Source organism: Cryobacterium sp. M96, from assembly GCF_002929845.1.
Classification (GTDB): Bacteria; Actinomycetota; Actinomycetes; order Actinomycetales; family Microbacteriaceae; genus Cryobacterium; species Cryobacterium sandaracinum.
Genome location: NZ_PJJS01000051.1, coordinates 120,855 through 145,992, shown reverse-complemented (window position 1 = coordinate 145,992; position 25,138 = coordinate 120,855). Strand labels below are relative to the sequence as shown.

Sequence of the window (25,138 nt, the reverse complement as noted above, 5' to 3'; positions counted from 1 at the left end):
AGATTGATCCTGGTTTCGCCATCACGTCGCGAACGATATATCGTTAACTATCGTCGAGCCGGATGGCTTCGGCGCTGAGGAGGACATCATGAGTGGTTCATTTATGGGTGACGGGTTCAGGGCACGCCGGGGCGGTGCTGGTGAGGGCTGGCCCAGCGGAATGTGGGATGCCATGGAGCAGCTGCGCGGACAGTTCGACCGCAAGGCCGGTCCGAGAATGGCACGCGGGAACGTGCGTGCGGCGGTGCTTGCGCTGCTCGCCGAGAAGCCGATGCACGGCTACCAGATCATTCATGAGATCGAGGAACGCAGCAATGGCGCCTGGAAGCCGAGCCCCGGCTCGGTGTATCCCACGCTTCAGCTGCTTGCGGACGAGGGCCTCATCAACGCCGAGGAGTCCAACGGTCGCAAGACCTACTCGCTCACGGACGAAGGCCGCGGGGTAGCGGATGCCATGGCCGACCAGCCGGCCCCGTGGGAGGCCCAGAGCGCTCGGGACACCGGGCGGGCGGCCGCGCTGCCCAAGGCCGGCATCGACCTGGCTCAGGCCGCCGCGCAGGTCGCGCGATCCGGCAACCCGGAGCAGGTGAAGCAGGCTGTCGCCATCCTGGATGAGGCGCGTCGCAAGCTGTACGCCATCCTCGCCCAGGACTGACCGAGTGCCCTCAGCACGTCGGCATCACGGAGATCAGATGACCGACGTCGCGGACTTGCGTGCCCGCTACCGCCGGATTTTGCGGTTCGCCGCCCTGTATTTGGCGCAGACGTGGTGTTACGAGGTCCTTCTCCCGCGGGTCGGGCTCGCGCGGGTCGCGGCACGAAGCAGATCGGCGCGACTGCAGCACATCGCGCAGCGCTTCCACGTGCTCGCGGTCGACCTGGGTGGCCTCATGATCAAGGTCGGCCAGTTCATGTCGTCGCGCCTCGACGTGCTGCCGCCGGAGATCACGAAAGAGCTCGAAGGTCTGCAAGACGAGGTTCCGCCGGTGCCCTTTCCGGCGATCCAGGCCGTCGCTGAAGCCGAGCTGGGTGTGACGCTCGAGCGTGCGTTCTCTTACATCGATCCCTCGCCGCTGGCCGCAGCATCCCTCGGTCAGGTGCACCGCGCTCGGCTGTCGGAACTCGATGCCGCCGAGACCGGCCTGCTCGACGTCGTCGTCAAGATTCAGCGGCCGGGCATCAGCGAGATCGTCGAGGTCGACCTCGGCGCTCTCCGACGTGTTGCCCGCTGGCTCAGCCACGTGCGTCTCGTTTCGGATCGCGTCGACATGCCCGCCCTGGTCGAGGAGTTCGCGGTCACGAGTCTTGAGGAGATCGACTACCTGCACGAGGCGGCAAGCGCCGAACGGTTCGAGCGGAACTTCGCAGACGACCCCCGGGTCAGCGTTCCCGAATTGGTGTGGGAGCGCACCACGCGGCGCGTGCTGACCCTCCAAGACGTGACCGCGATCAAGATCAACGACGTCGACGGGCTGAGGGCAGCCGGAATCGACCCTTCAGAAGTTGCCGAGGACTTCGCGGCGGTCATGTTCGACCAGCTCTTCGTCAATGGCTACTTCCACGCCGACCCGCACCCCGGAAACATCTTCGTCACGCCGCTCGCCGCCGGTGTACCCGGAGCGGACCACGGCCGGGCCTGGAAGTTCACCTTCATCGACTTCGGGATGATGGGCGACGTGCCCGATGTCCTGCGTCGGGGCCTGGTGAATCTGCTCATCGCCGCCGCGTCACGGGACGGAAAGGGGATGGTGGACGGCATCCGCGAAGTGGGTGTGCTCCTGCCGTCCGCTGATACCGCCGAACTCGAGCGCGCGATGACGAAGCTGTTCGCCCGTTTCGGCGGGATGGGTTTCGCCGAGTTGCAGGATGTCGACCCGCGCGAGTTCCGCGCCTTCGCCATCGAGTTCGGTGATGTGGTGCGCTCGCTGCCGTTTCAGCTTCCGGAGAACTTTCTGCTCATCGTGCGCGCGATGTCGCTGACCTCGGGAATGTGCAGTTCGCTCGACCCCGCCTTCAATATCTGGAATTCCGTCGAGCCATATTCCGCCCAATTGATCCGCGCCGAGGGCGGGAACGTGGTGCAGGCGACCGCGAAGCAAGTGGCGTCGGTTGCGGCCATCATCGCGCGGCTTCCCCAGCGGCTCGACAGCCTCACGACGCGATTCGACGACGGTACCGTCTCGGTGCAGACTCCCCGGATCGAGCGTCGCTTGGTCATCATCGAGCGAACCGCACGTCAGATCGTCTCGGCAATCCTCTTCGCCGCTCTGCTGATCGGCGGCATTCTGCTTCGTGCCGAAGATGTCGTGCTCGGAACGGTGCTCGTAGCCGTGTCCGCGCTCCCGCTGTTGCACGCCCTCTTCGCCGGGCTATCGGCGCGGCGCGGACCGCTGCTCTAGTCCCGACTGCGTGGAACGCCATTTCGGTTACTGAAATGCCTATGTCTGGTCAGAACGAAAAGCGGGATGCGGGGTTGCCGTCGGCCTCGAGGTCACGACGCGCGCCCGGTCGCTCACTTCACCGCGGCGGCGTCAGAAGTGCCCCGCGAGGCGAAAGCCGGCCGATGGTGCCCTGGCCGAATTTGCTCTCGACCTGGCACTGGACCTGACCTTCGGAAAGCCACAGACCGATCGGCTAGCCCCGGGGAAGGAAGATCGAACCGGCAAGTGTGATCACCGTTCTGCGCGGGATGAACGTGACGAGCGATGCGGTGACTCTGTTGCGCGCACCGACAATCACGGACGGCACCGATTTTCTGGCGCTGATGGCAGCCAGGGTCACGTCGACGACATTCGAGGCCGGCACTCGCTTGCCGGGTGACTGCGAACCGGCGATGTCGAAAAACTCAGTGTCGGTGGACCCCGGACTCACCGCGAAAACCCGCACTCCGGTGTTGTGGGTCTCGCCCCAGACGGCCTCGGTGAACGACAGGACGAACGCCTTCGTGGCTGCGTAGACCGCCATCCCGGGCACGGGCTGGTACGCCGAGGTGCTGGCGATGTTCACGATGATGCCCGAGTCTCGGGCCACCATGCCCGGCAGGAAGGCAGCCGTCAGGTCGACCAGCGTGCTGACGTTCAGAGCGATTTCCGCGTGAAGGCGGGCTCGGTCTTCGTCGACCAGGCGCGCATTGGTTCCAAAGCCGGCGTTGTTCACGAGAACATCAACGGTGATCTGCTGGTCGAGGAGTTGGTGCTCGACCGCGGCGGCCGCACCGGGCTCGCTCAGGTCCTGCGAAATGACGTGGACGTCGATCCCGTTCTGCTTGCGCAATTCGGATGCGAGAGCCTCCAATTTCTCGGTTCGGCGGGCCACCAGAATGAGGCTCGTCCCCGTCGCGGCGAAGGCTCGGGCGAAGTGACTGCCGATGCCCGAGCTGGCGCCGGTGATGAGGGCGGTCTTGCCTGCGAGATCGAAATTCATTCAGCTGCTTCCTGACGTAAACGGTGTTCACACCCTAGAGGAGCATCCAGTCGGCCAGTCAGGCGCACACCGGTTCGTTATATCTCGCTGCGGCAATAGGGGGGTGGCCGTGCGAGAATGCTCAGCAACCCTCACCGAAGGCTCACAGCCTGCGTCCCCATCCAGTTCGGCATCCGCGCCTCCCATTGCGCCCGTGCCGGTGGCGGTGAATCAGTGTGTTCTCGACTCGAAGAGGTTTTGATGTGTTGGACTTTCTAGGGGATCAGTATGAGCAGATCCTATTCAGCAGTTGGCAGCATTTCAGCCTTGTCGTTCAGTGCCTGATCCTGGCGACCGTCATTGCCGTCGTGCTGGCTTCACTCGTCTACCGCAGTTCCGCGCTCACCGGGATCGCCAACTCGGTGTCGGCCATCGGCCTGACCATCCCGTCGTTTGCCTTCATCGGACTGCTCATCGCGCCGCTCGGCTTCGGTGTCCTTCCGGCCGTCGTCGTGGTGGCGTTCTTCGCCACGCTGCCCATTTTGCGGAACGCGGTCGTGGGCCTGTCGGGTATCGCTCCATCGATCGTGGAATCCGCCCGCGGCATCGGCATGAGCCGGTTTCGCACGCTCCTGCAGGTGGAACTGCCGATCGCCTGGCCGATCATCCTCACGGGCGTTCGGGTATCCGCTCAGATGGTCATGGGTGTCGCCGCGATCGCCGCATACTCCCTCGGCCCGGGCCTGGGTGGATTCATCTTCTCCGGCCTATCCCGACTCGGCGGCGCCAACTCCCTCGAGTCAGTGCTGACGGGCGTCATCGGCGTTGTCGTGCTCGCCCTTATTCTTGATCTCCTTCTCGTCGGCCTCGGCCGCCTGACCACACCTCGAGGTATCCGTGTCTGAGTACATTGCATCCAACCCTGCTGAATCCAGCAGCACCGAAGAATCCGTCACCCCCACCGGCATCACCGGTGCAAGCATCCTGTTGGACCACGTCACCAAGCGGTTCCCCGGCCAGGCGCGCCCCGCCGTCGACGGTCTCACCATGGAGATCCCGGCCGGCAAGATCGTGATGCTCGTCGGTCCCTCGGGCTGCGGCAAGACCACGACACTCAAGATGATCAACCGGCTTATCGAACCGACTGAGGGGCGCATCGTCGTCGATGGCGACGACGTCACCGACATGAACGGCGACACCCTGCGCCGAGGCATCGGCTATGTCATTCAGGCCGGAGGACTTTTCCCGCACATGACAGTCGCCACCAATATCGGCATCGTGCCGAAGATGCTCGGCTGGGACAAGGCCCGCATCGCGGCCCGCGTCGACGAGCTTCTCGAGCTTGTTTCCCTCGACCCGGCGCTCTACCGCGACCGATACCCCAAGGAGCTCTCCGGCGGCCAGCAGCAACGCGTCGGCGTGGCGCGCGCCCTCGCGGCCGACCCGCCCGTGCTTCTGATGGACGAGCCCTTCGGCGCCGTCGACCCGATCACCCGACTGCGCCTGCAAGACGAACTGATCAACATCCAGGAAGAATTGCAGAAGACCATCGTCTGCGTGACCCACGACTTCGACGAGGCCGTCAAGCTCGGCGACTGGATCGCCATCTTCAACGAGGGTGCCCAGCTCGTGCAGTACGACACTCCGGAACGCATCCTCGGCGACCCGGCCAACGAGTTCGTCGAAAACTTCATCGGGTCCGGCGCCGGCCTCAAACAGCTCACCCTGACCCGGGTGGCGGAGGTCAGCCTCAGCGACGCCGTCGTGGGCAAACCCGGTGAACGGGCAGCGGATGTGCTGGCCCGCGTCGTCGAGACCGGCCACGGCCACGCGGTCATCGTCGATGAGCGTCGCCGACCCATCCAGTGGCTCTCCGCGCGCCAGCTCGGCCGCCTCGAGGTCATCAGCGACGTTCCCGACCCGAAACTTCCGCTCGTCGGCAAGCGGGCTACTCTCAATGACGCGCTCGACACGATGCTCGTCTCGAGCGCCGGGGCCGCGCTCGTCACGGGCCGCCGCGACATGTTCAAGGGCGTCATCGACGTTCAAACCGTGATGGACGCCATCACCCGGTCACAGTCCGCTGCCGTGCTTGAGTCAGACCAGGCCCCCGTCGGGCTGAACACCGGCCTGTTCCAGGCGCAGGTGTCTGCCGCCGAGGCAGACCTGATCGAGACCGATCCCAGCGGCGCTGACGCGCGGTCCGTTCAGTGAGTACCCGCACCCCGCATACAGAGGCGGGCCTTGCCGGCGGCGATTCCGCCGTTGAAACGCCGGGCGACCCGACTGCGACCGGCGTACCGGTCAGCCGTGCGCGCACGGTGTGGCGATCCTGGCGGGGACTGGTCTACCAGCTGGCCGGCATCCTGCTCGCGTTCCTGGCGCTCGTGATCTGGCTGCTGACGGCCAACCTGTCGCCGATCGTGCTCACCACCCTCGCTCCTGGCGCGCTCTGGGTCTACACGGTGGAGCACATCCAGCTCACCCTGCTCGCCGCGGTGATCGTGTTGGTCATCGCGATTCCCTTGGGAATCGCCCTGACCCGCAGACCCTTGCGGTTTCTGACCGCTCCGGTGCTCGCCATCGCCAACTTCGGTCAGGCGGCCCCCGCGATCGGCGTCGTCGTGCTGCTCGCGTTCTGGGTCGGCTTCGGCTTCTGGGCCGCGACGCTGAGTCTCGTGCTCTACGCCGCGCTTCCGGTGCTGCGCAACACCATGGTGGGCCTGCAGCAGGTCGACGCCCGCCTCATCGAGGCCGGACGAGGCATGGGCATGAGCTCCGCCGCCGTATTGTTTCGGGTGGAGCTCCCGCTCGCCGTTCCGGTCATGCTGTCGGGCGTGCGCACCGCTCTCGTTCTGCTGGTGGGCACCGCGGCCCTGGCCACGTTCGTCAACGGCGGCGGACTCGGCATCCTGATCACTACGGGCGTCAATCTCAGCCTCACCCCCGTGCTCGTCACCGGAGCGCTGCTCGTGGCTCTGCTCGCCCTGCTCATCGACTGGGTCGGCCGCGTTGTGGAACACATCGCCCGCCCGAAGGGACTCTAGATGTATCGCTCGTCTTCTCGCACCCGCCTCACGTCCCTCGGCCGCTGGGGGGTGGTAGCCGGTCTCCTCACCCTGTCCGCAGTCGCTCTGACCGGTTGCGGCCTGAAGCCGGCAACCTCGTACGTTCCCGCGGTCGGACCTGGGTCGATCACCCCGCTCGAGGGCGCCGAGGGCGTCGACCTCACGGTCACGTCCAAGAACTTCACGGAGCAGCTACTGCTCGGCAAGATCGCGGTGCTCGCCGGGACCGCCGCGGGATTCGACGTCACAGACCTCAGCAATCTGCCCGGCAGCCAGCCGACCCGCGAGCTGATTCTTTCTGGTCAGGCCGACATGCTCTGGGAATACACCGGAACCGCCTGGCTGACCTACCTCGGTCAGGATGAGTCGATCGCCGACCAAGACAAAATGTGGCAAGCCGTGTATGACATCGACATCCAGAACGGCATCACCTGGGGCGCACCGGCCCCGATGAATAACACCTATGCCCTGGCTGTGCGCAGTGAGGCGGTCGCCGAGCTCGGCGGCATCACGACCATGTCCGAACTCGCCGCGTTGCCGGTGGAGGATCGCACTTTCTGCGTCGAATCCGAATTCAACTCCCGGCCGGACGGCATGAACCCCATGCTCGCCCACTACGGACTCGAACGTGGCGCCGCTGACGGGGTGCCCAATGGCAACATCGGAATCTACGACACCGGTGCGATCTACAGCGCGACCGACGACGGCGCCTGCAACTTCGGCGAGGTTTTCACGACCGACGGTCGACTCGACGCGCTCGACCTCACAGTTCTGATCGACGATCTCGCGTTTTTCCCTGCGTACAACGTCGCGCCGGTCTTCTTCACCGAGTCGATCGAGGCCACCCCCGGCCTGGAAGAGATCTTCGCTCGGATTTCGCCCAAGCTCACCGACGAGGTTCTGCGCGGCATGAACCGTCAGGTTGACGTCGACGGGAAGGAACCCGCTGATGTGGCCTATGCCTGGATGATCGACGAGGGGTTCATCACCGACCCGACCGACTGAATCACGGAGAGACCAGCTGACTGCACCGCGTGGACGGTGTCGGCGGTCAGCTTGGAGGACGCGACGTGACATCCGGCTTCCTCAAGCATCAGATCGTCTGGCCGGGCTCCGTTCCCACCCTGCCTGTCTAGGCTGTACCCATGGCCACAGTCATCCTCGTGCGGCACGGCCGCACCACCGCAAATGCCACCGGAATGCTGGCCGGCCGCGCTGCCGGCGTTCGACTCGACCAGATCGGGCAGGACCAGGCCGCCCTCACGGCCAAGCGCCTGGCCGTGGTGCCGCTGGTCGGCGTGGTGTCGAGTCCTCTGGAGCGCTGCCGGCAGACATCTCAGTTCATCCTGGATCAGCAGGCCGGCTCGCTCGTGACGCCGGTGGAGGAGGACATCACCGAGTGCGATTACGGTGAGTGGCAGGGCCAAGCCCTCGGCGATCTCGCCAAGGAGAAGCTCTGGTCGTCAGTGCAGTCTCAGCCGTCGGCCGTCACCTTTCCCGGCGGAGAGTCGATGGCGACCATGCAGGCCCGGTCGGTCGCGGCCATCCGTCGTCACGATGCGGCGTTCGAGGCCGAGCACGGTCCGGGCGCGGTGTGGGTGGCGGTCAGCCACGGCGACATCATCAAGTCCGTTCTGGCCGATGCGCTCGGCATGCACCTCGACCTCTTTCAGCGCATCAACGTGGGTCCGGCATCCGTTTCGATCGTGCGCTTCGGCACCAGCCGGCCGAGCGTGCACGCCATCAACACGGATGCCGGCGACCTCGCCTGGCTCGGCGCCAGCGCCCCTCTGGCCGACGCGCCGGTGGGTGGCGGGGCTGGTCAGGCGCCGCACACGACGGTCGCCTAAAATACCCACATGCCCACAATCGTCCATGAGTTTGCCTGGCCGGATCGTGTCGTCATCGGTACCGTCGGTCCGCCTGGTTCTCGCACGTTCTACCTGCAGGTGCGCACCGGAGCTCAGATTGTGAGCATCGCCCTGGAGAAACAACAATCCGCGCTGCTCGCCGAGAAAATCGATGAGATGCTCGACCAGCTGATGAGCCATGAGGGCAACCCGTTCAGCATCCCAAGCACTACCCCCGTCGAACTCGTCGACAACGAGCCGCTGGATCAGCCCGTCGCGGAGGAATTCCGCACCGGCGGGATGAGCCTGGGCTGGGACCCCTCGACCGTGCAGGTTGTGCTTGAGGCCTATCCGCTCGTGGAAGTCGATCCGGCCAGTGACGACGTGCCCGACGAGGATCTGCTCGACGCGATCATGCAGGAGCCGGCGGAGATGCTCCTGGTACGGATGCCCGTCGGTACCGCCCGGGCCTTCGCCAAGCGCACGCGCGAGGTGGTGGGGGCCGGCCGCCCCCTCTGCCCGCTCTGCGGCAACCCCATCGACGCCGACGGACACACCTGCACCCTCCCCGGCAGCCCCTGATGCACGATGCCGCCCTCGACGGTGAGCTCGACGGTGAGCTCGAGCTCACGGGACGCATCACGACGGCCTCGAACGCGACCTTCCTCGGCACTATCGGCGGATTCACGGTGGTCTACAAGCCCATCGCCGGCGAGAATCCGTTGTGGGACTTTCCCGACGGCAACCTCGCCAACCGCGAGGCCGCGGCCTACCTGGTCTCGCAGGCCTTCGGCTGGAACGTCGTGCCTCGGACCTGGCTGCGGGGTGGCCCGATGGGCCGGGGGATGGTGCAGCTGTGGCAGCATACCGATCCCGATCAGGATGCCGTCGACCTCGTCCCGTGGGAAGCCGCGCCGACCCCGGGCTGGCGTCGCGTCTTCGACGGCCGGGACGAGCACAATCGTGCGGTGACCCTCATCCATGAGGACTCGGCCGCGATGCGACGCATGGCCGTGTTCGACATAATCGTGAACAACGCCGATCGCAAGGGCGACCACATCCTGGCGATGCCGGACGGGCACCGTCACGGCATCGACCACGGCCTCACCTTTCACGTCGACCATAAGTTGCGCACCGTGCTCTGGGGCTGGCTGGGCGACGAGCTCATCGCCGACGAGCTGGACGGGATCGACCGGGTCAGTGCGCAGCTGACCGGCGAGCTCGGCGACATCCTCACCGGGTTGCTCACCGACGCCGAGATCGCCGCACTGGCTGCACGCTGCGACCGGTTGCGCTCTGAAGGGCGGTTCCCGGCGCCGCGCGGCGACATGCCCGCGGTGCCCTGGCCGCTGTTCTGACCTAGATCAGGTTCCGTTTCTCGATCTGTTCGAAGGTGCCGGTCGCGTCCGTGAGCCCGCCCCACAGCGTCACCTGTCCACTGGCCAGGGACTCCTGAACGTCGATGATCCGCTGGTTGCTGCTGCCCCGGAACTGCAGTTTGAGGTCGCGTTTGGCCAGTTCGAACCGACCGTCGACCAGAACGTCGATCGTGCCGAGAAGGGCCAGCTTGTCCGCACTCTCCCGCAACAGTTCTTCGAACGTGTAGCCGGTCCAGCACCACACATCCTTCGACGTGCCGAACTCCCGGCGCACGCGGTCGAGGAGGGCCAGGCACACCCCTGTGTTGAGGAACGGCTCCCCGCCGAGGAGGGTGAGGCCCTGTACGTACTCCTGGCCGAGATCGGCCAGGATCCGATCCTCAAGTTCCTGGGTGTACGGCTGCCCGTAGCGAAAACTCCAGGTGGCCTTGTTGAAACAGCCCTCACAGGCGAACAGGCAACCGGACAGGTACAGGCTGCACCGCACCCCCTCGCCGTCGACGAAGACGAAGGGCTTGTAGTCGCCGACGTACCGCTGGCTCAGTTTCTCCGACAGCCACTCGCCGGGCCGGGGGTTACGCATCCACGGCGACGGATGCCGCGGCATCCGCCCCACGGATGCCGGTGGCGCCCGGCATGTGCTTGACCCGGGAGGTGATCTCGGTGTGCCGGCCGTGCACCATCGGGCGGGCCTGCGGGTTGCCGAGGTAGCCACAGGTGCGCTTGACGACATCGCAGGTCATCGGGTCGGCGTTGTGGCACTCGGGGCACTCGAACCCACGCGGGGTGGCGTCGAAGTCGCCCGAGAAGCCACAGGCGTAGCACCGGTCGATCGGAGTGTTGGTGCCCAGATAGCCGACGCGATCGTAGGAGTAGTCCCATACCGCCTCGAGTGCCTTGGGGTTCTGCTGCAGGATCGGGTATTCGCAGTAGTGGATGAACCCGCCGGAGGAGTACGCCGGGTAGACCTTCTCGAAGTCCAGCTTCTCGAACGGCGTCGGGCTCTTGCGCACGTCGTAGTGGAAGCTGTTGGTGTAGTAGTCCTTGTCGGTGAGGTTTGCCACGGCGCCGAACTTCGCGGTGTCGAGTCGGCAGAACCGGTCGGTCAGGCTCTCGCTCGGCGTCGAGTACACGCTGAACTGGTAGCCGTACTCGGTGCTCCACTCCTGGGTGCGCCCATGGAGCGTGCGCAGGATCTCGACGGTGAAGTCCTTCGCCTCGGGATTGGACTCCCAGTCACCGCCGTAAAAGGCCGCGGCCACCTCGTAGAGGCCGATGTAGCCGAGGGAAACGGTGGCGCGCTTGTTCTTGAAGAGGGTGTCGACGGGCTGACCGGCATTCAGGTGTTGGCCGAAGGCGCCGTAGATGTAGAGGATCGGGGCGTTCTCCGGGGTCGCTTCCTTGCACCGGTCGATTCTGAAGAGCAGGGCGTCGCGCGCCGTGCTCACCCGTTCGGCAAGGATGCTCCAGAACTTGTCCTTGTCACCGGCGGCCTCGAGGGCGATCCGGGGCAGGTTGAGTGTCACGACTCCGAGATTCATCCGACCCTCGGAGACGTCGTTGCCCTGCTCGTCGGTCCAGCCCTGCAGGAACGAGCGGCAGCCCATCGGCACCTTGAAGCTGCCGGTGAGTTCGACGATCTTGTCGTAGTTGAGGATGTCGGGGTACATGCGTTTGGTGGAACATTCCAGCGCAAGCTGCTTGATGTCGTAATTCGGGTCGTTCGGTGCAAGGTTGAGGCCGCGCTTGATGGTGAAGATCAGTTTCGGGAAAATTGCCGTGCGCTTCTCACTGCCGAGCCCCTCGATCCGGATCTGTAGGATCGCCTTCTGGATTTCTCGCTCGAACCAGCTGGTGCCGAGGCCGAAGCCCAGGGAGGTGAAGGGGGTCTGCCCGTTCGAGGTGAACAGGGTGTTGATCTCGTATTCGAGGCTCTGCATCGCGTCGTAGATGTCCTTGAGGGTCTTCTCCTCGGCATAGGACCGGTGCTGCGACTTATCCGCGATCCACTTGCCTGCGTCGACCAGGTGCTTTTCGAGGTTCTTCTCGGCGTAGGGGGCGAGAACTTCGTCGATGCGGTTCCCCGAGCATCCGCCGTACTGGCTCGACGACACGTTGGCGATGATCTGCGAGATCTGGGCCGTCGCCGTCTGGATCGACCGGGGCGGGTTGACGTCGGCGTTGCCGATTCGGAAGCCCTGGCTCAGCATCGTCGTGAAGTCGATCAGGCAGCAGTTCGTCATCGGCGCGTAGGGGTGGTAGTCGAGGTCGTGGAAGTGCAGGTCGCCCTTCTGGTGGGCGTTGGCGACGTGCGGGGGCAGCATCTTCAGGCCGATGGCCTTGCCCACCGCGCCGGCGGTCAGGTCGCGCTGGGTGTTGAAGACGTCGCTGTCCTTGTTGGCGTTCTCGTTGACGACCGACTCGTCTTTGCTGATCAGTTTTATGATCGAGTGGTTGATGTCGGTGGCCTTGCTGCGGGCGAAGTCCCGCTGGATGCGGTAGTTGATGTAGGCCTCGGCGGCGTCGTACTCCTTGCTGTCCAGCAGGGCGTGTTCCACGATGTTCTGCACCTCGTAGATCTTGATGTCGACCGCGAAGCGCGAGGCGATCTCGCGGTCGACGCGAGCGACCAGGTCACGGATGGTGCGGTGCGTGAGCGGGGTCAACTCGCCGTTCACCTCGGTGAAGCTCTTGGCCAGTGCCGCGTAGATGCGGGCGTTGTCGAAGGCGAGCAGGCGGCCGTCCCGTTTGGCCACCATGAGCGCGCCCAGAGCATGCTCGGTCGTGAGGTTTCCTGCGCCGGGATTTTCCATTTTCAGCACGCGCTGCCATCTCCTTGGGTCGGTACCCACGGCAATCGGGCGGGACGCTGAGTCGGGCGAAAGAACCACATCTAGTGGTTGGGGTGCGATTCACATACTACCTGTAGGGTTTCGCAGTCATGTGCTTCGGCTCGCCGCCGGTGTCTCCGAGTTGGTGGAGCGGTTGCCAGGCGGCGTACGATCGGTGAATGCCACCGCCCTCCCCGTTGCCACAGCGCCACGGGCTTGACGCTGCCTGGGTATGCACGCCGGATGGGGGCCGGGCCGGGCCGCATCCGTGGCCGACCATGGGTGCGTGGTTGCTCGAGCGACTCGCCGAGTTTGTCGATGTCGCCGGGTTTCTGGCCGGGGAACGCTTCGCCTATCAGTCGGGCGCGCTGGTCGTGGGCAGCGACCCCTACGGCCCGCGTACCTTTGTCTGGTTTCATCGCGATCTCGCCGATGAGACAGTCGTGCCCGGGACCATCCACGTGGTGCATCGGGATGCCCGACTCGTCGTGATCGACAAGCCGGCCTTTCTCTCGACCATTCCGCGCGGCCGACACGTTGTACAGAGTGTGGTGGTGCGCTTGCGCGCCGAGTTGGGACTTCCCGAGCTCTCGCCGTTGCATCGCCTGGATCGGGTGACATCGGGCCTCGTGGTTCTGGCGACGGAGCGGCGCTGGCGTGGGGAGTATCAATCGATGTTCCAACGCGGCGAGGTCGAAAAGACCTACCGGGCGCTGGCCCCGCTGCGGCCGGATCTGGATTTGCCCGTCACCGTGCGCAACCACCTCACGAGCAGGCGCGGCCACTGGCAAGCCGAGGTGACCGACGACCCGGCCAATGCCGAGTCGCTGATCGAGCTGGAGACCGTTCTGCAGCACACGGGCGTCTATCGGCTGACGCCGCGCACCGGAAAGACCCATCAGCTGCGAATGCACATGCTGGGCCTAGGGATCCCCATCATCGATGACCCGGTGTACCCGCTCGTTCAGGATGTCGCGCTCGACGATTTCACCCGCCCGCTGCAGCTCCTGGCGAGCGAGGTGACCTTCACCGATCCGATCGACGGGGAGTTGCGCCGCTTCGAGAGCTTCCGGGCGCTTCCGCTGCAGGCTGAGGTTGCTGTTGCTGTTGCTGGGGCTGCTGCTGGCTCAGCCTGAAGGCGCCCCAACCTCCCGACCCATCGCGACGCATCCGCCGCCGGCCCCCGGCCGAACGAATTCGACGGAGATTTTGCTCAGAACCGGCCCAGAACATCCGTTTGGGCTCGAAATCGGTAAAATCTCCGTCGAATTCGTTAGGGAGCCCGCGGTGCCTGAGGCGCGCACCGACGGATGCACGTGGTCGGCCAACCACGGCACCGCGCCGACCGAATTACTTTCTATACTCGTGCAGAACCTCTTGACTTATTATTAGTACACATCTACTATTAGGGTATGACTGGAGCCTCCACTCCGCACCACCCCACCGCCTCACCGCAGGCGGTGCCGTCCCTCGCGCAGGCACCCCTCGCGCAGGCACCCCTCGCGCAGGCACCCCGTGCACAGTCACCCCTCGTGCAGCAGCTGCAGCAGGCCCGTGATCTGGCCGCGGCCGTGCTGGATTCGGTGTCTTTCTCGCTCCTGGGCGAGGCGGACGCGATGATGGTGCTGGGCATGGTTGAAGACCTCGGCCGTCGGGTCGATGCGGCCAGGGTTGCCTCTGCCGCCGACATTTCGGTGCGGTCCCGCCGCATCCTGGGCCATGAGTCCCTGGCGTATAAGAACGGGGCTAGCAGCGGCATCGACCTGATCACCCGCCTGACCCGCGTCTCGTCGCGTGAGGCGAACCGGCGGGTGCGCCTGGGCGAGAACGTGACCCCGCGCCGGGCGGGCACCAGCATGTTGCCGCCCTACTACCCGGCCGTGGCGGACGCCCTCACCGCCGGGGACCTCGGCGTGGACGCGGCCGAGAACATCGTCACGGCCCTCGACCTGGTCGCGGCCCGGGTTGCGCCCGACGAGTTCGGCACTGCCGAACGTGCCCTGGTGGCCAGTGCGACCGGCGCCGTCACCGACGACATCCGCGGCCTGCCCGGGGAGGGGTTCGCGTTCCCTGCGGACCTGGTGCGGGGTATGGCGGGGNGCGTTTCCTGCGGACCTGGTGCGGGGTATGGCCAGCCAGTGGCAGGCTCGCCTCGATCCCGACGGCACCGCCCCCAACGAGCCCGTCGCCGAGGCCCGCAGCACTGTCGGGTTCGGGCTCTTCCGCGACGGTCTCTACCCGCTCCGCGGCGGAGTCACGCCGGAGCTCCGCGGCATCATGAACGCCATCTTCGACACGTATCTCTCCGCCCACGCGGCGCCCAAGTTTCCGACCGAAGAAGAACAGGCGCGCATGGCGGCCGGGCAGCTGATCCCGGGGGCGGAGGCCGCGGCCCTCAGCGACGACCGTAACGGTGGTCAGAAACGCGCCGACATCCTCCGTGGTGTGTTCGAAGCCGCCACCCGTGACGCGGGGACCCCGACCATGGGCGGCGCCGCCCCCACCGTCATGATCCACGTCAACCAGGCCGACCTTACCGCCGACCATGGGGTGGGTTGGATCGACGGCGTCGAAGCGCCGATCTCGCTGACAAGTGTGAAGCAGGCGCTCTGCGCCGGTGGTTTTCAGGAGATCCGGTTCGGGCCGCACAACGAGGTCCTCAGCCTCAGCACCGAGAATCGTTTCTTCAACCGGGCCCAACGCCGCGCCATCGCAGCCCGCGACGGCGGCTGCATCATTCCCGGCTGCACCGTGCCCGCCGCCTGGTGCGAAGTACACCACGTCACCCCCTGGCACCGCGGCGGAAAAACCGAGATCACCAACGGGGTCCTGCTGTGTTGGTACCACCACCACAGCATCGACACCTCCGGCTGGAACATCCGCATGATCCGCGGCACACCCGAAGTCAGGGCACCCTACTGCTACGACCCCACCCGCACCTGGCGGCCTGGGGGAGGGAACCCGGCCAGCCGCTCACCGGTCTCGGCGGGCTCGACCAGCGTCAACGTGCGTTCCCGAAATCGGGTCACCACCGCCTCCTAGGAACGTGGCTTCGTCCGCCACCACCCGGGCGCACAGTGCCCCCACAGTTCGACAGGCGCGATCACGGTGATGCTTGGCCACCGGAGCACTCCAGCCGACACCAACCCCAAGATCGTGTCACGCTGGTCACATGGATCTGGAGGTGTCGCCCGCGCTGATTATTCCCGAGCGCGAACTCGGCTGGCGGTTCTCGCGGTCGTCAGGGCCGGGCGGCCAGCACGTGAACACCTCCGACAGCCGCGTCGAGCTCATCTGGAGCGTTGCCGAGTCGGAGAAGCTTTCCGACGACCAGCGGATGCGCCTGCTCACCCGCCTCGCCAAACGCCTCGTCGACGGGGCGATCACCGTGACCGCGTCCGAGCGGCGCTCCCAGCTGCGCAACCGCGAGCTCGCTTTGGCGAAGCTCGCCGACATCGTGGCCACGGGCCTGGCTCCCGATGCGCCCATCCGCCGGCCGACCAAACCCACCCGTGGTTCGGGCCGAAGGCACCTCGCCGCGAAGCAACAGCGGTCGGCCACCAAGAAGCAGCGGCAGAGGCCGTCCGCCGACTAGCTGCGAGAGCGGGTGAATCGTCGAACAGCGCAGCTCAAAGCGACGAGTCACCCGCTCTCGCGGCCTGAGGTGTCCGCAGGAGTGGCTAACGCAGGAGCGGCTACCGCACCAGCAACATCTGTCGGAAGAACGCCGCGAGCTCAGCGGTCGCGGTCAGCGGCAGCACGTTGGCCACATACATGTCCGGGCGCACCACCACGACGGCACCGTCGCGGTCGATCCCGCGCAGCTCGAAGATGTCGTGCGCCGGGTCGGTTGCATAGAGCTTTTCGTAGTCGATCAGCTCAAAGGGTCCTCTTATCGGCAGGAAAACGCCCGGAACCCGGCCGATGTCCACCCCGGTGTGCTCTTGCTGGTAGACCACTTTGACGTCGAAGACACTGTCGATGTCGCTCCCGGTAGGGGTGTACGCGAGCAGCGGCGACTCTAGTGAGGTGCGAATCCACTCGGCCCACTCGGTCAGCGCCGAGGCATCGCCGGACACAGCGGCATCCGCGAACGCGTACAGGCGCCACCGGCCGTCGGCGCGGTGGTGGTGTCCGAGCTGCACGGGGTTGGCGTCGCCGACGCGCACCACCGGGGCGGACTTAAAGCGCTTGCCGAGCGGGAATCCCGTGGCGAGGTGCTGGTGTGTTGCCTCGCCGGTCAGCATCGACGGCGGGTATTCCGTCATGAAACCCGACGGGAACTCGGCCGTCTTCGTATAGAACTCCTCCAGTGGAACTTCCAGGTCCTCCGACTTCGTCGCCATCAGGGTCGACCAGGTCTTGTCGAAATCGATCAGGTTCTTTGCGATGACCTGGCGCTCGGCAGAGTAGGTACCGAGCAGGGATTCGGGGCTGCGGCCTTCGATCACGTAGCCGAGTTTCCAGGCCAGGTTGAAGCCGTCCTGCATCGACACGTTCATGCCCTGGCCGGCCTTGGCGCTATGCGTGTGGCAGGCGTCCCCGGTGATGAACACCCGCGGGGTGCGTGTGCCGATCTCGTGGGGGAGGAGGTCGTCGAACCGATCGGTGAGACGATGGGCGACCTCGTACACGCTGTGCCAGGCGACATTCTTCACGTCGAGGGTATACGGGTGGAGGATGCCGTTGGCCTTCGCGATGATCTCCTCGATCGTCGTCGTGCGCACTGCCCCGTTGTCGTCAGCGGCCACCTCGCCGAGATCCACATACATGCGGAATAGGTATCCGCCCTCGCGCGGGATGAGCAGGATGTTGCCGCCGGATTCGGACTGGATCGCGCACTTCATGCGGATGTCCGGGAAGTCGGTGACCGCGAGCACGTCCATAACGCCCCAGGCGTGGAATGCCTGGTCGCCGGCGAGCGTACAGCCGATCGAGTCGCGCACAGCGCTGCGGGCACCGTCGGCGCCCACCACGTACTTGGCGTGCACGACGCGTTCCTGGCCCTGCTTCTCCCCGGTGGTGTGCACGAGCGTCACCGTGACGGGATACTCGCCCTCGTCGGTGTTCTCCAGGCTGCGGAAGTCGAAGCCGAAATCCGGCTCCATTCGCGTGGGGGAGTGCGCCATCACTTCGGCGAAGTAGTCGAGAACACGCGCCTGGTTGACGATCAGGTGCGGGAATTCGCTGATGCCGGTGGGGTCGTCCACGGCACGGGCCGAACGGATGATGCGGGTCACGTCGGCGGGGTCCGGTGTCCAGAAGGCCATTTCGGTGATGCGGTAGGCCTCGGCGATGATGCGTTCCGCGAAACCGAACGCGTGGAAGGTCTCGACGCTGCGGGCCTGGATGCCGTCGGCTTGCCCGATTGCGAGGCGCTTACCGCGGCGCTCGACGATGCGGGTCGTGATACCGGGGAACTGGGAGAGTTGCGCGGCGGTGATCATGCCGGCTGGGCCCGTTCCGACGATGAGAACGTCGACGTTCTCGGGGAGCTCGCCCGGGCGATTGAGGCCGACCCCGGCGGCATCCTGGATGCGGGGATCGGTGGACACGTATCCGTGGTGGTGAAACTGCACGGCTTCCTCACTTCTTTGTGGGCTCTGCGTGGGTGAATCGGACGTCACTGTCGTAGCGTGCATGTCCTGACGTGTTCGATAATCGAACACACAGTTCTATTATCGCTTCTCGGATCATATATCATCCGGCCGGCCAGGACTAGAGGAGAGGCGGCGAACCAATTCGACGGAGATTCTCGTCGAAAACAGCCATTCCGTCGTGTTCGGGCCCGCTATGGGCAAAATCTCCGTCGAATTCGTTCGGGACGGAGGCGCGGCAGGGAGCTACCGGGCGATCAGGCGGTCACGTGCGCACTTTGCAGGTGCGGTAGGGCGGCGAGGATGCTGCTGACCACGCCGGCCTCCGAGCTCGACGGCGCGATGTTCGCGGCGCGCGCCAGGATGCTCGGGTGGCCGTTGGCCATGGCATAGGAGTGCCCGGCGGCATCGAGCATCTCGGCGTCGTTGAGGTAGTCGCCGAACGCCATCGTCTGGGCCCGGCTGATGCCGAGCTGCTGCTGGAGCCGTTCCAACGCTCGACCCTTGTTCGCTCCCTGGCGCATCACATCGACCCAGTTCTCGCCCGAGACCACGACCTCCGCGGGCAGCCCCAGGCCGCGCAAGGCCGGTCCGCTTCGCTGTTCGGCGCGGGCAGGGTCGTAGATCGCCAGTTTCAAGATGACATCGTCGAGGGCGGCCGCATGCACATCCGCTACGACCTCGACCGCTGCATAGTACCGGCGAACCTGGTCGACGAAGCGCTCGTCGCTGCGCTCGATGTAGGCGCTCCGGGCGCCGCAGACGACGAGCCCCAGGTCGGCACCCGTGGCGGCGGTGCCGCGCACCCAGTCCACGATGGGGGCGATGATCTCGGACATGACGGGTTCGACGTCGATGCTGATGCCGTCCTGCACCACGTTGGTTCCGTTTTCCGCGATGTAGATGAGTCCGTCGTGCTCGCCGAAGATGCCGTGCAGTGTCTGATACTGGCGTCCGCTGGCCGGCACGAACAGGATCCCGGCCCGATGGAGGTCGTCGAGGAGCGGCCAGAACGCGTCGGGCACGTTGCCGTCGTCGTCGAGAAGAGTGCCATCCATGTCTGAAACGATGAGTCGGATGTCGGAGGGCTCTGCTAAGTGGTTCACTGCGGCGGCTTTCGGTCGTTGTTCGTTCCCGGAATCCACGAGTGTTCGCTCGCGTCCCTTGGTCTCTGACGACGACGCTGTCTCTCTCGATGATGTCATCTCTGCCCGCCGGGCTCCGAGTTGCGCGCGAACTGAGCGTTGGGCGCACAGAACGAGCGGCCCTGGTGCCAAACTGGCAGGATTCATTGCACTATCTGCGAGGAGCGTCGACGTGCCTGGTTTTGATTTCTTCAGCGGCCAAGGGCTCGTGCGCCCGGATATCACCGCGGCCGACGCCGAATCGATGGCGTCCTCGCTCTTCGGGATCACCGGCACGGCCCGCGAGCTCGGCAGCCAACAGGACCGCAACTTTTTGATCACCGCCACCGGTGCCGCCACCAGTGCCGCCACCGGTGACTCCGCGGGTGACTCCGCCGGTGACTCCGCGGGGGGAGCGACGCAGCGCTACGTGCTCAAGGTCGACAACCCGGCCTTCTCAGCCGCCGAGCTGGCCGCGCAGGACGCGGTGATGGTGTTCCTAACCGAGCGCGGCATGCGCGTGCCGCAGCCCGTGCGGGGGCTGAACGGCCTCAGCCGCCAGCACTGGCACGCAACGGATGCCGCCCTCCTCCCGGTGCGGCTACTCACCTTCCTCGAGGGCCCGTCGCTCGAGGCGCGGGGCTATCTGGCCCCGCCGGTGGTCCGGGCGCTCGGCCGGCTCTCGGGCACCACGTCGCTGCACCTGCGTGACTTCGCGGCGGACGGCCTCGACCGCACGCTGCAGTGGGACCTGCGCAACGCGAAGACCGTGATCGACCTGCTGATGCGCTGGGTGCCGGCGGAAGAGACCAGGGATCAGCTCCGTGCCATCGCCGACAGCGCCGCCGCACGTCTGGCGGCTGTGGCCTCCGTGCTGCGGCTGCAGACCATCCACGGGGACATCACCGACGACAACGTAATCTGCCGGGTGCTGCCGAACGGCCACCACGTGCCCGAGGGGGTCATCGACTTCGGCGATCTGGCCACCGGGTGGCTGGTCGCGGAGCTGGCGGTCACGGCGGCATCCGTTCTGCACCACATGCCGGACAATCCGCTGGCGGCCCTCGAGGCGATCGTCGCCTTCGACGAGGTCGTTCCCCTGACCGAGGCCGAGATCACCGCGCTCTGGCCGCTGATCGTGCTCCGCGGGGCGGTGCTGGTGGCCAGCGGCGAGCAGCAGGTGCAGATCGACGCGGACAACGACTACGCGAGGCACCGGATGGACGCCGAGTGGCAGGTCTTCGCCGCAGCCAGCGCGATCGGCTGGGAGGAAGCGGACGCGGCCATCCGGCAGGCGCTCGGTCGGCGGCCGCACACTGGTGCCGAACACACGACCGTGCCCGAACACACGACCGTGCCCGAACAGACGACCGTGCCGATGATCCCCGCGCTCGCCGACGGCGACTACGAAATGCTCGATTTCACCGTGACCAGCCCGGCCCTGGCCGACGGCCTCTGGCAGACAACGGATGCCGAGTGGCGGCTCGCGCAGGCCGCCCTCGCCCGACGCAGCGCCGCCGTCGCCCCCTACGGCCAGTTCCGGCTCACCCGAACCCCGCCGCACTCGCGCCGGGAACCCGACACGTTCGCGCTGTTCACCGAGGTCTTCCTGCCTGCCGGTTCGGTGATCGTCGCGCCCGCGGCTGCCTCGGTCACCGAGATCGGAGGCGACACTCTGGTTCTGACGCTGGCCGGTTTCGGGCTGCGCATCGGCGGCATCGTGTCGAACCTCGTGCCGGGGGCCGCGATCGCCGCAGGGGAGCCCGTGGGCGTCGCGAGCCCGGTTGCTCGGGTGACCGTGCAGGAGCTCGCTCGCCCGGGTCTGCCGGTCCCGCACTTCACCCAGCCCTCCCGGGCCGCCGCGTGGGCAACCCTCGCACCGGACCCGGCGCGGCTGCTTGGGCTGGCGCCGCAGGCATCCGTCGTCGACCCGGCGATCGAACTGGCCCGGCGCGGTGCCATGATGGCCGCGGCGCAGGAGAAGTACTACGAACGGCCGCCGCAGATCGAACGCGGCTGGCAGGAACTGCTGATCGACACTCACGGGCGCTCCTACGTTGACATGGTCAACAACGTCGCCGTGATCGGGCACAGCCACCCCCGGTTCACCCGTGCCGTGAGCGATCAGCTGGCGTTGCTCAACACGAACTCCCGGTTCCTCTACTCGGCGTTGGCCGACCTCTGCGAACACATCGTGGCGACATCACCGGATCCCATCCTCGACACCGTGCTTCTGGTCAACAGCGGCAGCGAGGCCGTGGACCTGGCCCTGCGCCTGGCCCGGATCCACACCGGCTGCAGCAACGTCGTCGCCTTACGAGAGGGCTACCACGGCTGGACGTCGGCCTCCGACGCGGTGTCGACCTCGGCCTACGACAACCCTTTCTCCTTGGCCTCCCGGCCCGACTGGGTGCACATCGCGGATGTTCCGAACTCCTATCGCGGGACGCATCGCGGTGCCGGGGCGGCAGGGGAGTACGCGGCCGACCTGGCCCGGCTGCTGGCCGATCCGGACGGCCCGGGGGCTGACCTGGCCGCGTTCATCTGCGAGCCCGTGCTGGGCAATGCCGGCGGCGTCGTGCCCCCGGCGGGTTACCTCGCCCGTGTCTACGAGCAGGTCCGTGCACGCGGCGGGCTGTGCATCGCCGACGAGGTGCAGGTCGGCTACGGCCGGCTGGGCAGCCACTTCTGGGGCGTGCAGCAGCAGGGCGTCGTGCCCGACATCCTCACGGTGGCCAAGGCGATGGGCAACGGATACCCGCTCGGCGCGGTGCTCACCCGCCGGGACATCGCCGAATCCCTGGCCAGGGAGGGCAACTTCTTCTCCTCGGCCGGCGGCAGTCCGGTCAGCTGCGTCGCGGGGCTGGCCGTGCTCGACGTCATCCGGGACGAATCCCTCCAGCAGAATGCGGATGCTGTCGGCCGGCACCTGGCAGGCCGGCTTGCAGAACTCGCGGAACGGCATCCGTTGATCGGGATGGTGCACGGCCTGGGCCTGTACATGGGGGTGGAACTCGTGCGCGACCGGGACACCTTGGAGCCGGCGGTCAGCGAGACCGCCGCCATCTGCGAACGGATGCTGGAGCTCGGCGTGATCGTGCAGCCCACCTCGGAGAGGCAGAACGTGCTGAAGATCAAGCCGCCCCTGTGCTTGAGTCGGGAGAGCGCGGACTTCTTCGTCGACCGACTCGACGAGGTGCTGCAGGGCGGCTGGTAGCGTGCACGACGTGCTTGACCACCCCCGCGCCGAGCACCCCCGCGCCGAGCTCGCGGCGCTTTGCGCTCGCGGCCTCGACTGAAACGCCGACGGGTTGTGCCGCCTGACAGTTGAACGGAATCCGGTGACAGACCCGGAAGGCCGAAAAAGTTCACCAAAATGGCTGGCCAAAACCCCTGACAGCGGCAGACTGTAACGACACGGGCGCGACCGGCTCCGGCAGCAGCGGTCCCGTCTTGATCGGCGTCAACGAAGCAAGCTTGGGGAGAAAATATGAACAAGTACACAGTCACGAACCCCGCCACCGGGGACAGCGGACCGAGTTTTACTCTGGCAACCGATGCTGAGGTGACCGAGGCCATCGGAGCCGCAGACCGTGCGCACAGTGAGTTCTCTCGCCGCACGTCTGTCGCCGAGCGCGCGGCCCTGATGCAGCGTGTCGCGCACCTGCACACCGAGCGGCGTGAGCATCTGGCCGAGCTCATCGTGCGCGAGATGGGCAAGCCCGTCGCGCAGGCCCTCGGCGAGGTCGACTTCGCGGCCGATATCTACTCCTACTACGCGACCCACGGCGAGGCCTTCCTCGCCGACGAACCGATCGAGCTGCTCGGTGGTGAAGGCTCGGCGTTCATTCGGAGCGCCTCCCTCGGAGTGCTCGTCGGGATCATGCCGTGGAACTTCCCCTACTACCAGGTCGCCCGCTTCGCCGGTCCGAACCTGGTTCTCGGCAACACAATCCTGCTCAAGCACGCCTCGCAGTGCCCCGAGTCCGCTGCCGCGATCGAGGCGATCTTCACGGATGCCGGTTTCCCCGACGGCGCATACCGCAACGTCTACGCCTCCAGTGCTCAGATCTCCGACATCATCATTCCGGACCCCCGTGTCTGCGGTGTGTCGCTGACCGGTTCTGAAGGCGCGGGTGCGGCGGTCGCGGAGGTCGCCGGCCGCAACCTCAAGAAGGTCGTGCTCGAACTGGGCGGATCCGACCCGTTCATCCTGCTCAGCACGGACAATATGGACGAAGCGGTCGACGCCGCCGTCGACGCTCGCCTCGACAACTCCGGCCAGTCCTGCAACGCGGCCAAGCGCTTCATCGTGATCGACGGCCTGTACGACGCCTTCCTGGCGAGCTTCACAGCGAAGATCACCGGCAACGTTCCCGGAGACCCCACGTCGCCGGACACCACGCTCGGCCCGCTGTCCTCCCTCGGTGCCGCCGAGGGCCTCGAGGAACAGCTCCAGCGCGCCGAAGCCCAGGGCGCAACCGTCACCGCGCGGGGAAACCGCATGGGCGCCTTCTTCTCTCCGACGGTCCTGACCGACGTGTCCCCTCAGAGTGACGCTTACCGGGAAGAGTTCTTCGGCCCGGTCGCCGCCGTCTATCGCGTGGCGAACGAGGCCGAGGCTGTGCAGGTGGCCAACGACGTCCCGTACGGCCTGGGTTCGTATCTCTTCACCACCGACCCGGAACAGGCCCTGCGGGTGGCGGACCAGATCGACGCCGGGATGGTCTTCATCAACGGCTCGCTCCTCGACGGAGCAGAGCTGCCCTTCGGTGGAGTGAAGAGATCTGGCTTCGGCCGTGAACTGGGACGCTTCGGCATCGCGGAGTTTGCCAACAAGAAGCTCATTCGCATCCTCAGGTGACACGCGGTGGCGCGCCGCCCGTCTCAGACGGTGGCGCGCCACCCACCCGCGCCAGACTGCGGCATCCGGTCTCCCTGACGAATTCGACGGAGATTTGGGCCGAAACGGCTCCAAACCTGCCCAAAACTGCGCGCTGCCTCAAAATCTCCGTCGAATTGGTTCGGCGCCGGGCCGGGGCGGCTCCGCCCCCTAGCTCAGGAAGAGCACCACTGCGGCGGTCACCGCGACCACGACCAGGATGGTGCGCAGTACCGGCGCGGAGAGCGTGCGGCCGATACGGGCACCCAACCAGCCGCCCGCCGCGGAGCCGATGCCGATGAGGAGAGCGATTCTCCAGTCCACGGTCCCGCTGGAGATGAAGATGATCGCCGATACGATGTTCGCGACTCCGGCGAGCACGTTCTTGGTGCCGTTGGCCCGGTGTATGTCGGTGGACCAGAGTATGCCCAGCAGTGCGAGCAGCACGACCCCCTGGGCGGCACCGAAATACCCGCCGTACACGCCCGTCGCGAGCACCCCGAGAATGAGCCCGAGGGTGAGGGGACGCGTATCCGGTTTGGTCAGCAGTGTGCCGGCGGGTGCCGCCGGCGCCTTACGTCGCACGAAGCCGGCCACCCGAGGCTGGATCGCCGAGAGCACCGCGGCCAGCAGCAGCAGGAAGGGCACGACGCCGGCGAACGCCTGTGCGGGCAGGGCGAGCAGGAGCAGACCGCCGACGATGCCGCCCACGGCGGAGAAGATCGCCATCACAGCTACGGGGCGCCACTGCGACCGCAACTCGCGTCGGTAGCCGTGGGCGCCGGCAATGGACGCAGGGATCAGACCCACGGTATTGGACACGTTCGCCGTGATCGGCGGCACGCCCAACGCCAGGAGAACGGGGAAGGTGATGAGTGTTCCGGCGCCGGCGACCACGTTGATGACTCCCGCGGCCAGCCCGGCGATCAGGATGATCGCACCTTCAAGCAATGTCACATCTACCCCCACCCGCCGTTGGACCGTGCAGGTCAAGGCTAGTTCAGG

21 protein-coding genes and 1 pseudogene are annotated in these 25,138 nt (G+C 66.3%); 15 read left to right on the top strand and 7 right to left on the bottom strand.

The window, feature by feature from the left end:
- Positions 1–88: 88 nt before the first annotated feature.
- Positions 89–655, top strand: a complete 567-nt coding sequence (locus CXY79_RS11765; protein WP_104101585.1) for a PadR family transcriptional regulator — start codon at positions 89–91, stop codon at positions 653–655.
- A gap of 37 nt (positions 656–692) precedes the next feature.
- A complete protein-coding gene (locus CXY79_RS11760; RefSeq protein WP_104101583.1) occupies positions 693–2,399 on the top strand; it encodes an AarF/ABC1/UbiB kinase family protein in 1,707 nt (568 codons plus the stop codon).
- Between the two features lie 235 nt (positions 2,400–2,634).
- Here the strand turns inward: CXY79_RS11760 and CXY79_RS11755 are convergent, their stop codons facing one another.
- On the bottom strand, positions 2,635–3,423 hold the full coding sequence (locus tag CXY79_RS11755; protein ID WP_104101581.1) for an SDR family oxidoreductase: 789 nt from the start codon (positions 3,421–3,423) through the stop codon (positions 2,635–2,637).
- Between the two features lie 242 nt (positions 3,424–3,665).
- Between CXY79_RS11755 and CXY79_RS11750 the strand changes: the two genes are divergently transcribed.
- The 7 genes from CXY79_RS11750 to CXY79_RS11720 all read left to right on the top strand — a co-directional run bounded on the left by CXY79_RS11750 (position 3,666) and on the right by CXY79_RS11720 (position 9,678).
- Positions 3,666–4,307 (top strand): ABC transporter permease, encoded by a 642-nt coding sequence (locus tag CXY79_RS11750; protein ID WP_104101578.1) that lies wholly within the window; start codon positions 3,666–3,668, stop codon positions 4,305–4,307.
- A 61-nt stretch (positions 4,308–4,368) separates the two neighbouring features.
- A complete protein-coding gene (locus tag CXY79_RS11745; RefSeq protein ID WP_104101723.1) occupies positions 4,369–5,616 on the top strand; it encodes an ATP-binding cassette domain-containing protein in 1,248 nt (415 codons plus the stop codon).
- Positions 5,617–5,723: 107 nt separating this feature from the next.
- Entirely contained in the window at positions 5,724–6,449 is a 726-nt protein-coding gene (locus tag CXY79_RS11740) for an ABC transporter permease (RefSeq protein ID WP_104101721.1), read from the top strand.
- On the top strand, positions 6,450–7,475 hold the full coding sequence (locus CXY79_RS11735; RefSeq protein ID WP_104101575.1) for a glycine betaine ABC transporter substrate-binding protein: 1,026 nt from the start codon (positions 6,450–6,452) through the stop codon (positions 7,473–7,475).
- A gap of 140 nt (positions 7,476–7,615) precedes the next feature.
- Positions 7,616–8,320, top strand: coding sequence for a histidine phosphatase family protein (locus tag CXY79_RS11730; protein ID WP_104101572.1), 705 nt, complete (start codon positions 7,616–7,618; stop codon positions 8,318–8,320).
- Positions 8,321–8,329: 9 nt separating this feature from the next.
- The gene (locus CXY79_RS11725; RefSeq protein WP_104101569.1) at positions 8,330–8,902 is read left to right on the top strand and encodes a DUF3090 domain-containing protein; all 573 of its coding nucleotides are present in this window, start codon (positions 8,330–8,332) and stop codon (positions 8,900–8,902) included.
- A complete protein-coding gene (locus CXY79_RS11720) occupies positions 8,902–9,678 on the top strand; it encodes an SCO1664 family protein (protein WP_104101567.1) in 777 nt (258 codons plus the stop codon). Before CXY79_RS11725 ends, CXY79_RS11720 begins: the two co-directional genes overlap by 1 nt.
- Position 9,679: 1 nt before the next feature.
- Here CXY79_RS11720 and nrdG read toward each other — a convergent pair whose 3' ends face one another.
- Both nrdG and nrdD read right to left on the bottom strand, forming a co-directional pair.
- A complete protein-coding gene (gene nrdG, locus CXY79_RS11715) occupies positions 9,680–10,282 on the bottom strand; it encodes an anaerobic ribonucleoside-triphosphate reductase activating protein (RefSeq protein ID WP_104101565.1) in 603 nt (200 codons plus the stop codon).
- The gene (gene nrdD, locus CXY79_RS11710) at positions 10,275–12,512 is read right to left on the bottom strand and encodes an anaerobic ribonucleoside-triphosphate reductase (RefSeq protein ID WP_104101561.1); all 2,238 of its coding nucleotides are present in this window, start codon (positions 12,510–12,512) and stop codon (positions 10,275–10,277) included. The genes nrdG and nrdD overlap by 8 nt, the downstream gene beginning before the upstream one ends.
- A 308-nt stretch (positions 12,513–12,820) precedes the next feature.
- Here nrdD and CXY79_RS11705 point away from each other — a divergent pair, with 308 nt between their 5' ends.
- A complete protein-coding gene (locus tag CXY79_RS11705; protein ID WP_233191442.1) occupies positions 12,821–13,666 on the top strand; it encodes a pseudouridine synthase in 846 nt (281 codons plus the stop codon).
- Positions 13,667–14,053: 387 nt separating this feature from the next.
- Here CXY79_RS11705 and CXY79_RS16235 read toward each other — a convergent pair whose 3' ends face one another.
- Positions 14,054–14,251 (bottom strand): hypothetical protein, encoded by a 198-nt coding sequence (locus tag CXY79_RS16235; protein WP_199186760.1) that lies wholly within the window; start codon positions 14,249–14,251, stop codon positions 14,054–14,056.
- Here CXY79_RS16235 and CXY79_RS16970 point away from each other — a divergent pair.
- From CXY79_RS16970 to arfB, 3 genes and pseudogenes are all read left to right on the top strand, one after another.
- A pseudogene (locus tag CXY79_RS16970) lies at positions 14,162–14,512 on the top strand (DUF222 domain-containing protein); the annotation flags it as partial. The gene CXY79_RS16235 and the pseudogene CXY79_RS16970 overlap by 90 nt on opposite strands.
- 145 nt (positions 14,513–14,657) lie before the next feature.
- The gene (locus CXY79_RS11695) at positions 14,658–15,572 is read left to right on the top strand and encodes an HNH endonuclease signature motif containing protein (RefSeq protein WP_104101554.1); all 915 of its coding nucleotides are present in this window, start codon (positions 14,658–14,660) and stop codon (positions 15,570–15,572) included.
- A 130-nt stretch (positions 15,573–15,702) separates the two neighbouring features.
- Complete coding sequence (gene arfB, locus CXY79_RS11690; RefSeq protein ID WP_104101551.1) at positions 15,703–16,125, top strand: alternative ribosome rescue aminoacyl-tRNA hydrolase ArfB; 423 nt, start codon at positions 15,703–15,705, stop codon at positions 16,123–16,125.
- 100 nt (positions 16,126–16,225) lie between these two features.
- On the opposite strand, the gene CXY79_RS11685 is transcribed toward arfB, so the two are convergent.
- Together CXY79_RS11685 and CXY79_RS11680 are read right to left on the bottom strand one after the other, a co-directional pair.
- Positions 16,226–18,109 (bottom strand): FAD-binding monooxygenase, encoded by a 1,884-nt coding sequence (locus CXY79_RS11685; RefSeq protein WP_104101549.1) that lies wholly within the window; start codon positions 18,107–18,109, stop codon positions 16,226–16,228.
- A gap of 275 nt (positions 18,110–18,384) precedes the next feature.
- The gene (locus CXY79_RS11680; protein ID WP_255409035.1) at positions 18,385–19,233 is read right to left on the bottom strand and encodes a Cof-type HAD-IIB family hydrolase; all 849 of its coding nucleotides are present in this window, start codon (positions 19,231–19,233) and stop codon (positions 18,385–18,387) included.
- A gap of 211 nt (positions 19,234–19,444) precedes the next feature.
- On the opposite strand from CXY79_RS11680, the gene CXY79_RS11675 reads away from it, so the two are divergent.
- Positions 19,445–22,468, top strand: coding sequence for an aminotransferase (locus CXY79_RS11675; RefSeq protein ID WP_199186757.1), 3,024 nt, complete (start codon positions 19,445–19,447; stop codon positions 22,466–22,468).
- A gap of 273 nt (positions 22,469–22,741) precedes the next feature.
- Complete coding sequence (locus tag CXY79_RS11670) at positions 22,742–24,115, top strand: NAD-dependent succinate-semialdehyde dehydrogenase (RefSeq protein ID WP_104101543.1); 1,374 nt, start codon at positions 22,742–22,744, stop codon at positions 24,113–24,115.
- Positions 24,116–24,304: 189 nt separating this feature from the next.
- On the opposite strand, the gene CXY79_RS11665 is transcribed toward CXY79_RS11670, so the two are convergent.
- Positions 24,305–25,090 (bottom strand): sulfite exporter TauE/SafE family protein, encoded by a 786-nt coding sequence (locus tag CXY79_RS11665; protein WP_104101540.1) that lies wholly within the window; start codon positions 25,088–25,090, stop codon positions 24,305–24,307.
- Between the last annotated feature and the right edge of the window lie 48 nt (positions 25,091–25,138).

Excerpts from the sequence above, each read along its gene's own strand:
- CXY79_RS11765 (WP_104101585.1), top strand. The coding sequence starts at position 89 with ATGAGTGGTTCATTTATGGGTGACGGGTTCAGGGCACGCCGGGGCGGT.
- CXY79_RS11760 (WP_104101583.1), top strand. The coding sequence starts at position 693 with ATGACCGACGTCGCGGACTTGCGTGCCCGCTACCGCCGGATTTTGCGG.
- CXY79_RS11755 (WP_104101581.1), bottom strand. The coding sequence starts at position 3,423 with ATGAATTTCGATCTCGCAGGCAAGACCGCCCTCATCACCGGCGCCAGC.
- CXY79_RS11735 (WP_104101575.1), top strand. The coding sequence starts at position 6,450 with ATGTATCGCTCGTCTTCTCGCACCCGCCTCACGTCCCTCGGCCGCTGG.
- CXY79_RS11730 (WP_104101572.1), top strand. The coding sequence starts at position 7,616 with ATGGCCACAGTCATCCTCGTGCGGCACGGCCGCACCACCGCAAATGCC.
- CXY79_RS11725 (WP_104101569.1), top strand. The coding sequence starts at position 8,330 with ATGCCCACAATCGTCCATGAGTTTGCCTGGCCGGATCGTGTCGTCATC.
- CXY79_RS11720 (WP_104101567.1), top strand. The coding sequence starts at position 8,902 with ATGCACGATGCCGCCCTCGACGGTGAGCTCGACGGTGAGCTCGAGCTC.
- nrdG (WP_104101565.1), bottom strand. The coding sequence starts at position 10,282 with ATGCGTAACCCCCGGCCCGGCGAGTGGCTGTCGGAGAAACTGAGCCAG.
- nrdD (WP_104101561.1), bottom strand. The coding sequence starts at position 12,512 with ATGGAAAATCCCGGCGCAGGAAACCTCACGACCGAGCATGCTCTGGGC.
- CXY79_RS16235 (WP_199186760.1), bottom strand. The coding sequence starts at position 14,251 with ATGGCCCAGGATGCGGCGGGACCGCACCGAAATGTCGGCGGCAGAGGC.
- CXY79_RS11695 (WP_104101554.1), top strand. The coding sequence starts at position 14,658 with ATGGCCAGCCAGTGGCAGGCTCGCCTCGATCCCGACGGCACCGCCCCC.
- arfB (WP_104101551.1), top strand. The coding sequence starts at position 15,703 with ATGGATCTGGAGGTGTCGCCCGCGCTGATTATTCCCGAGCGCGAACTC.
- CXY79_RS11670 (WP_104101543.1), top strand. The coding sequence starts at position 22,742 with ATGAACAAGTACACAGTCACGAACCCCGCCACCGGGGACAGCGGACCG.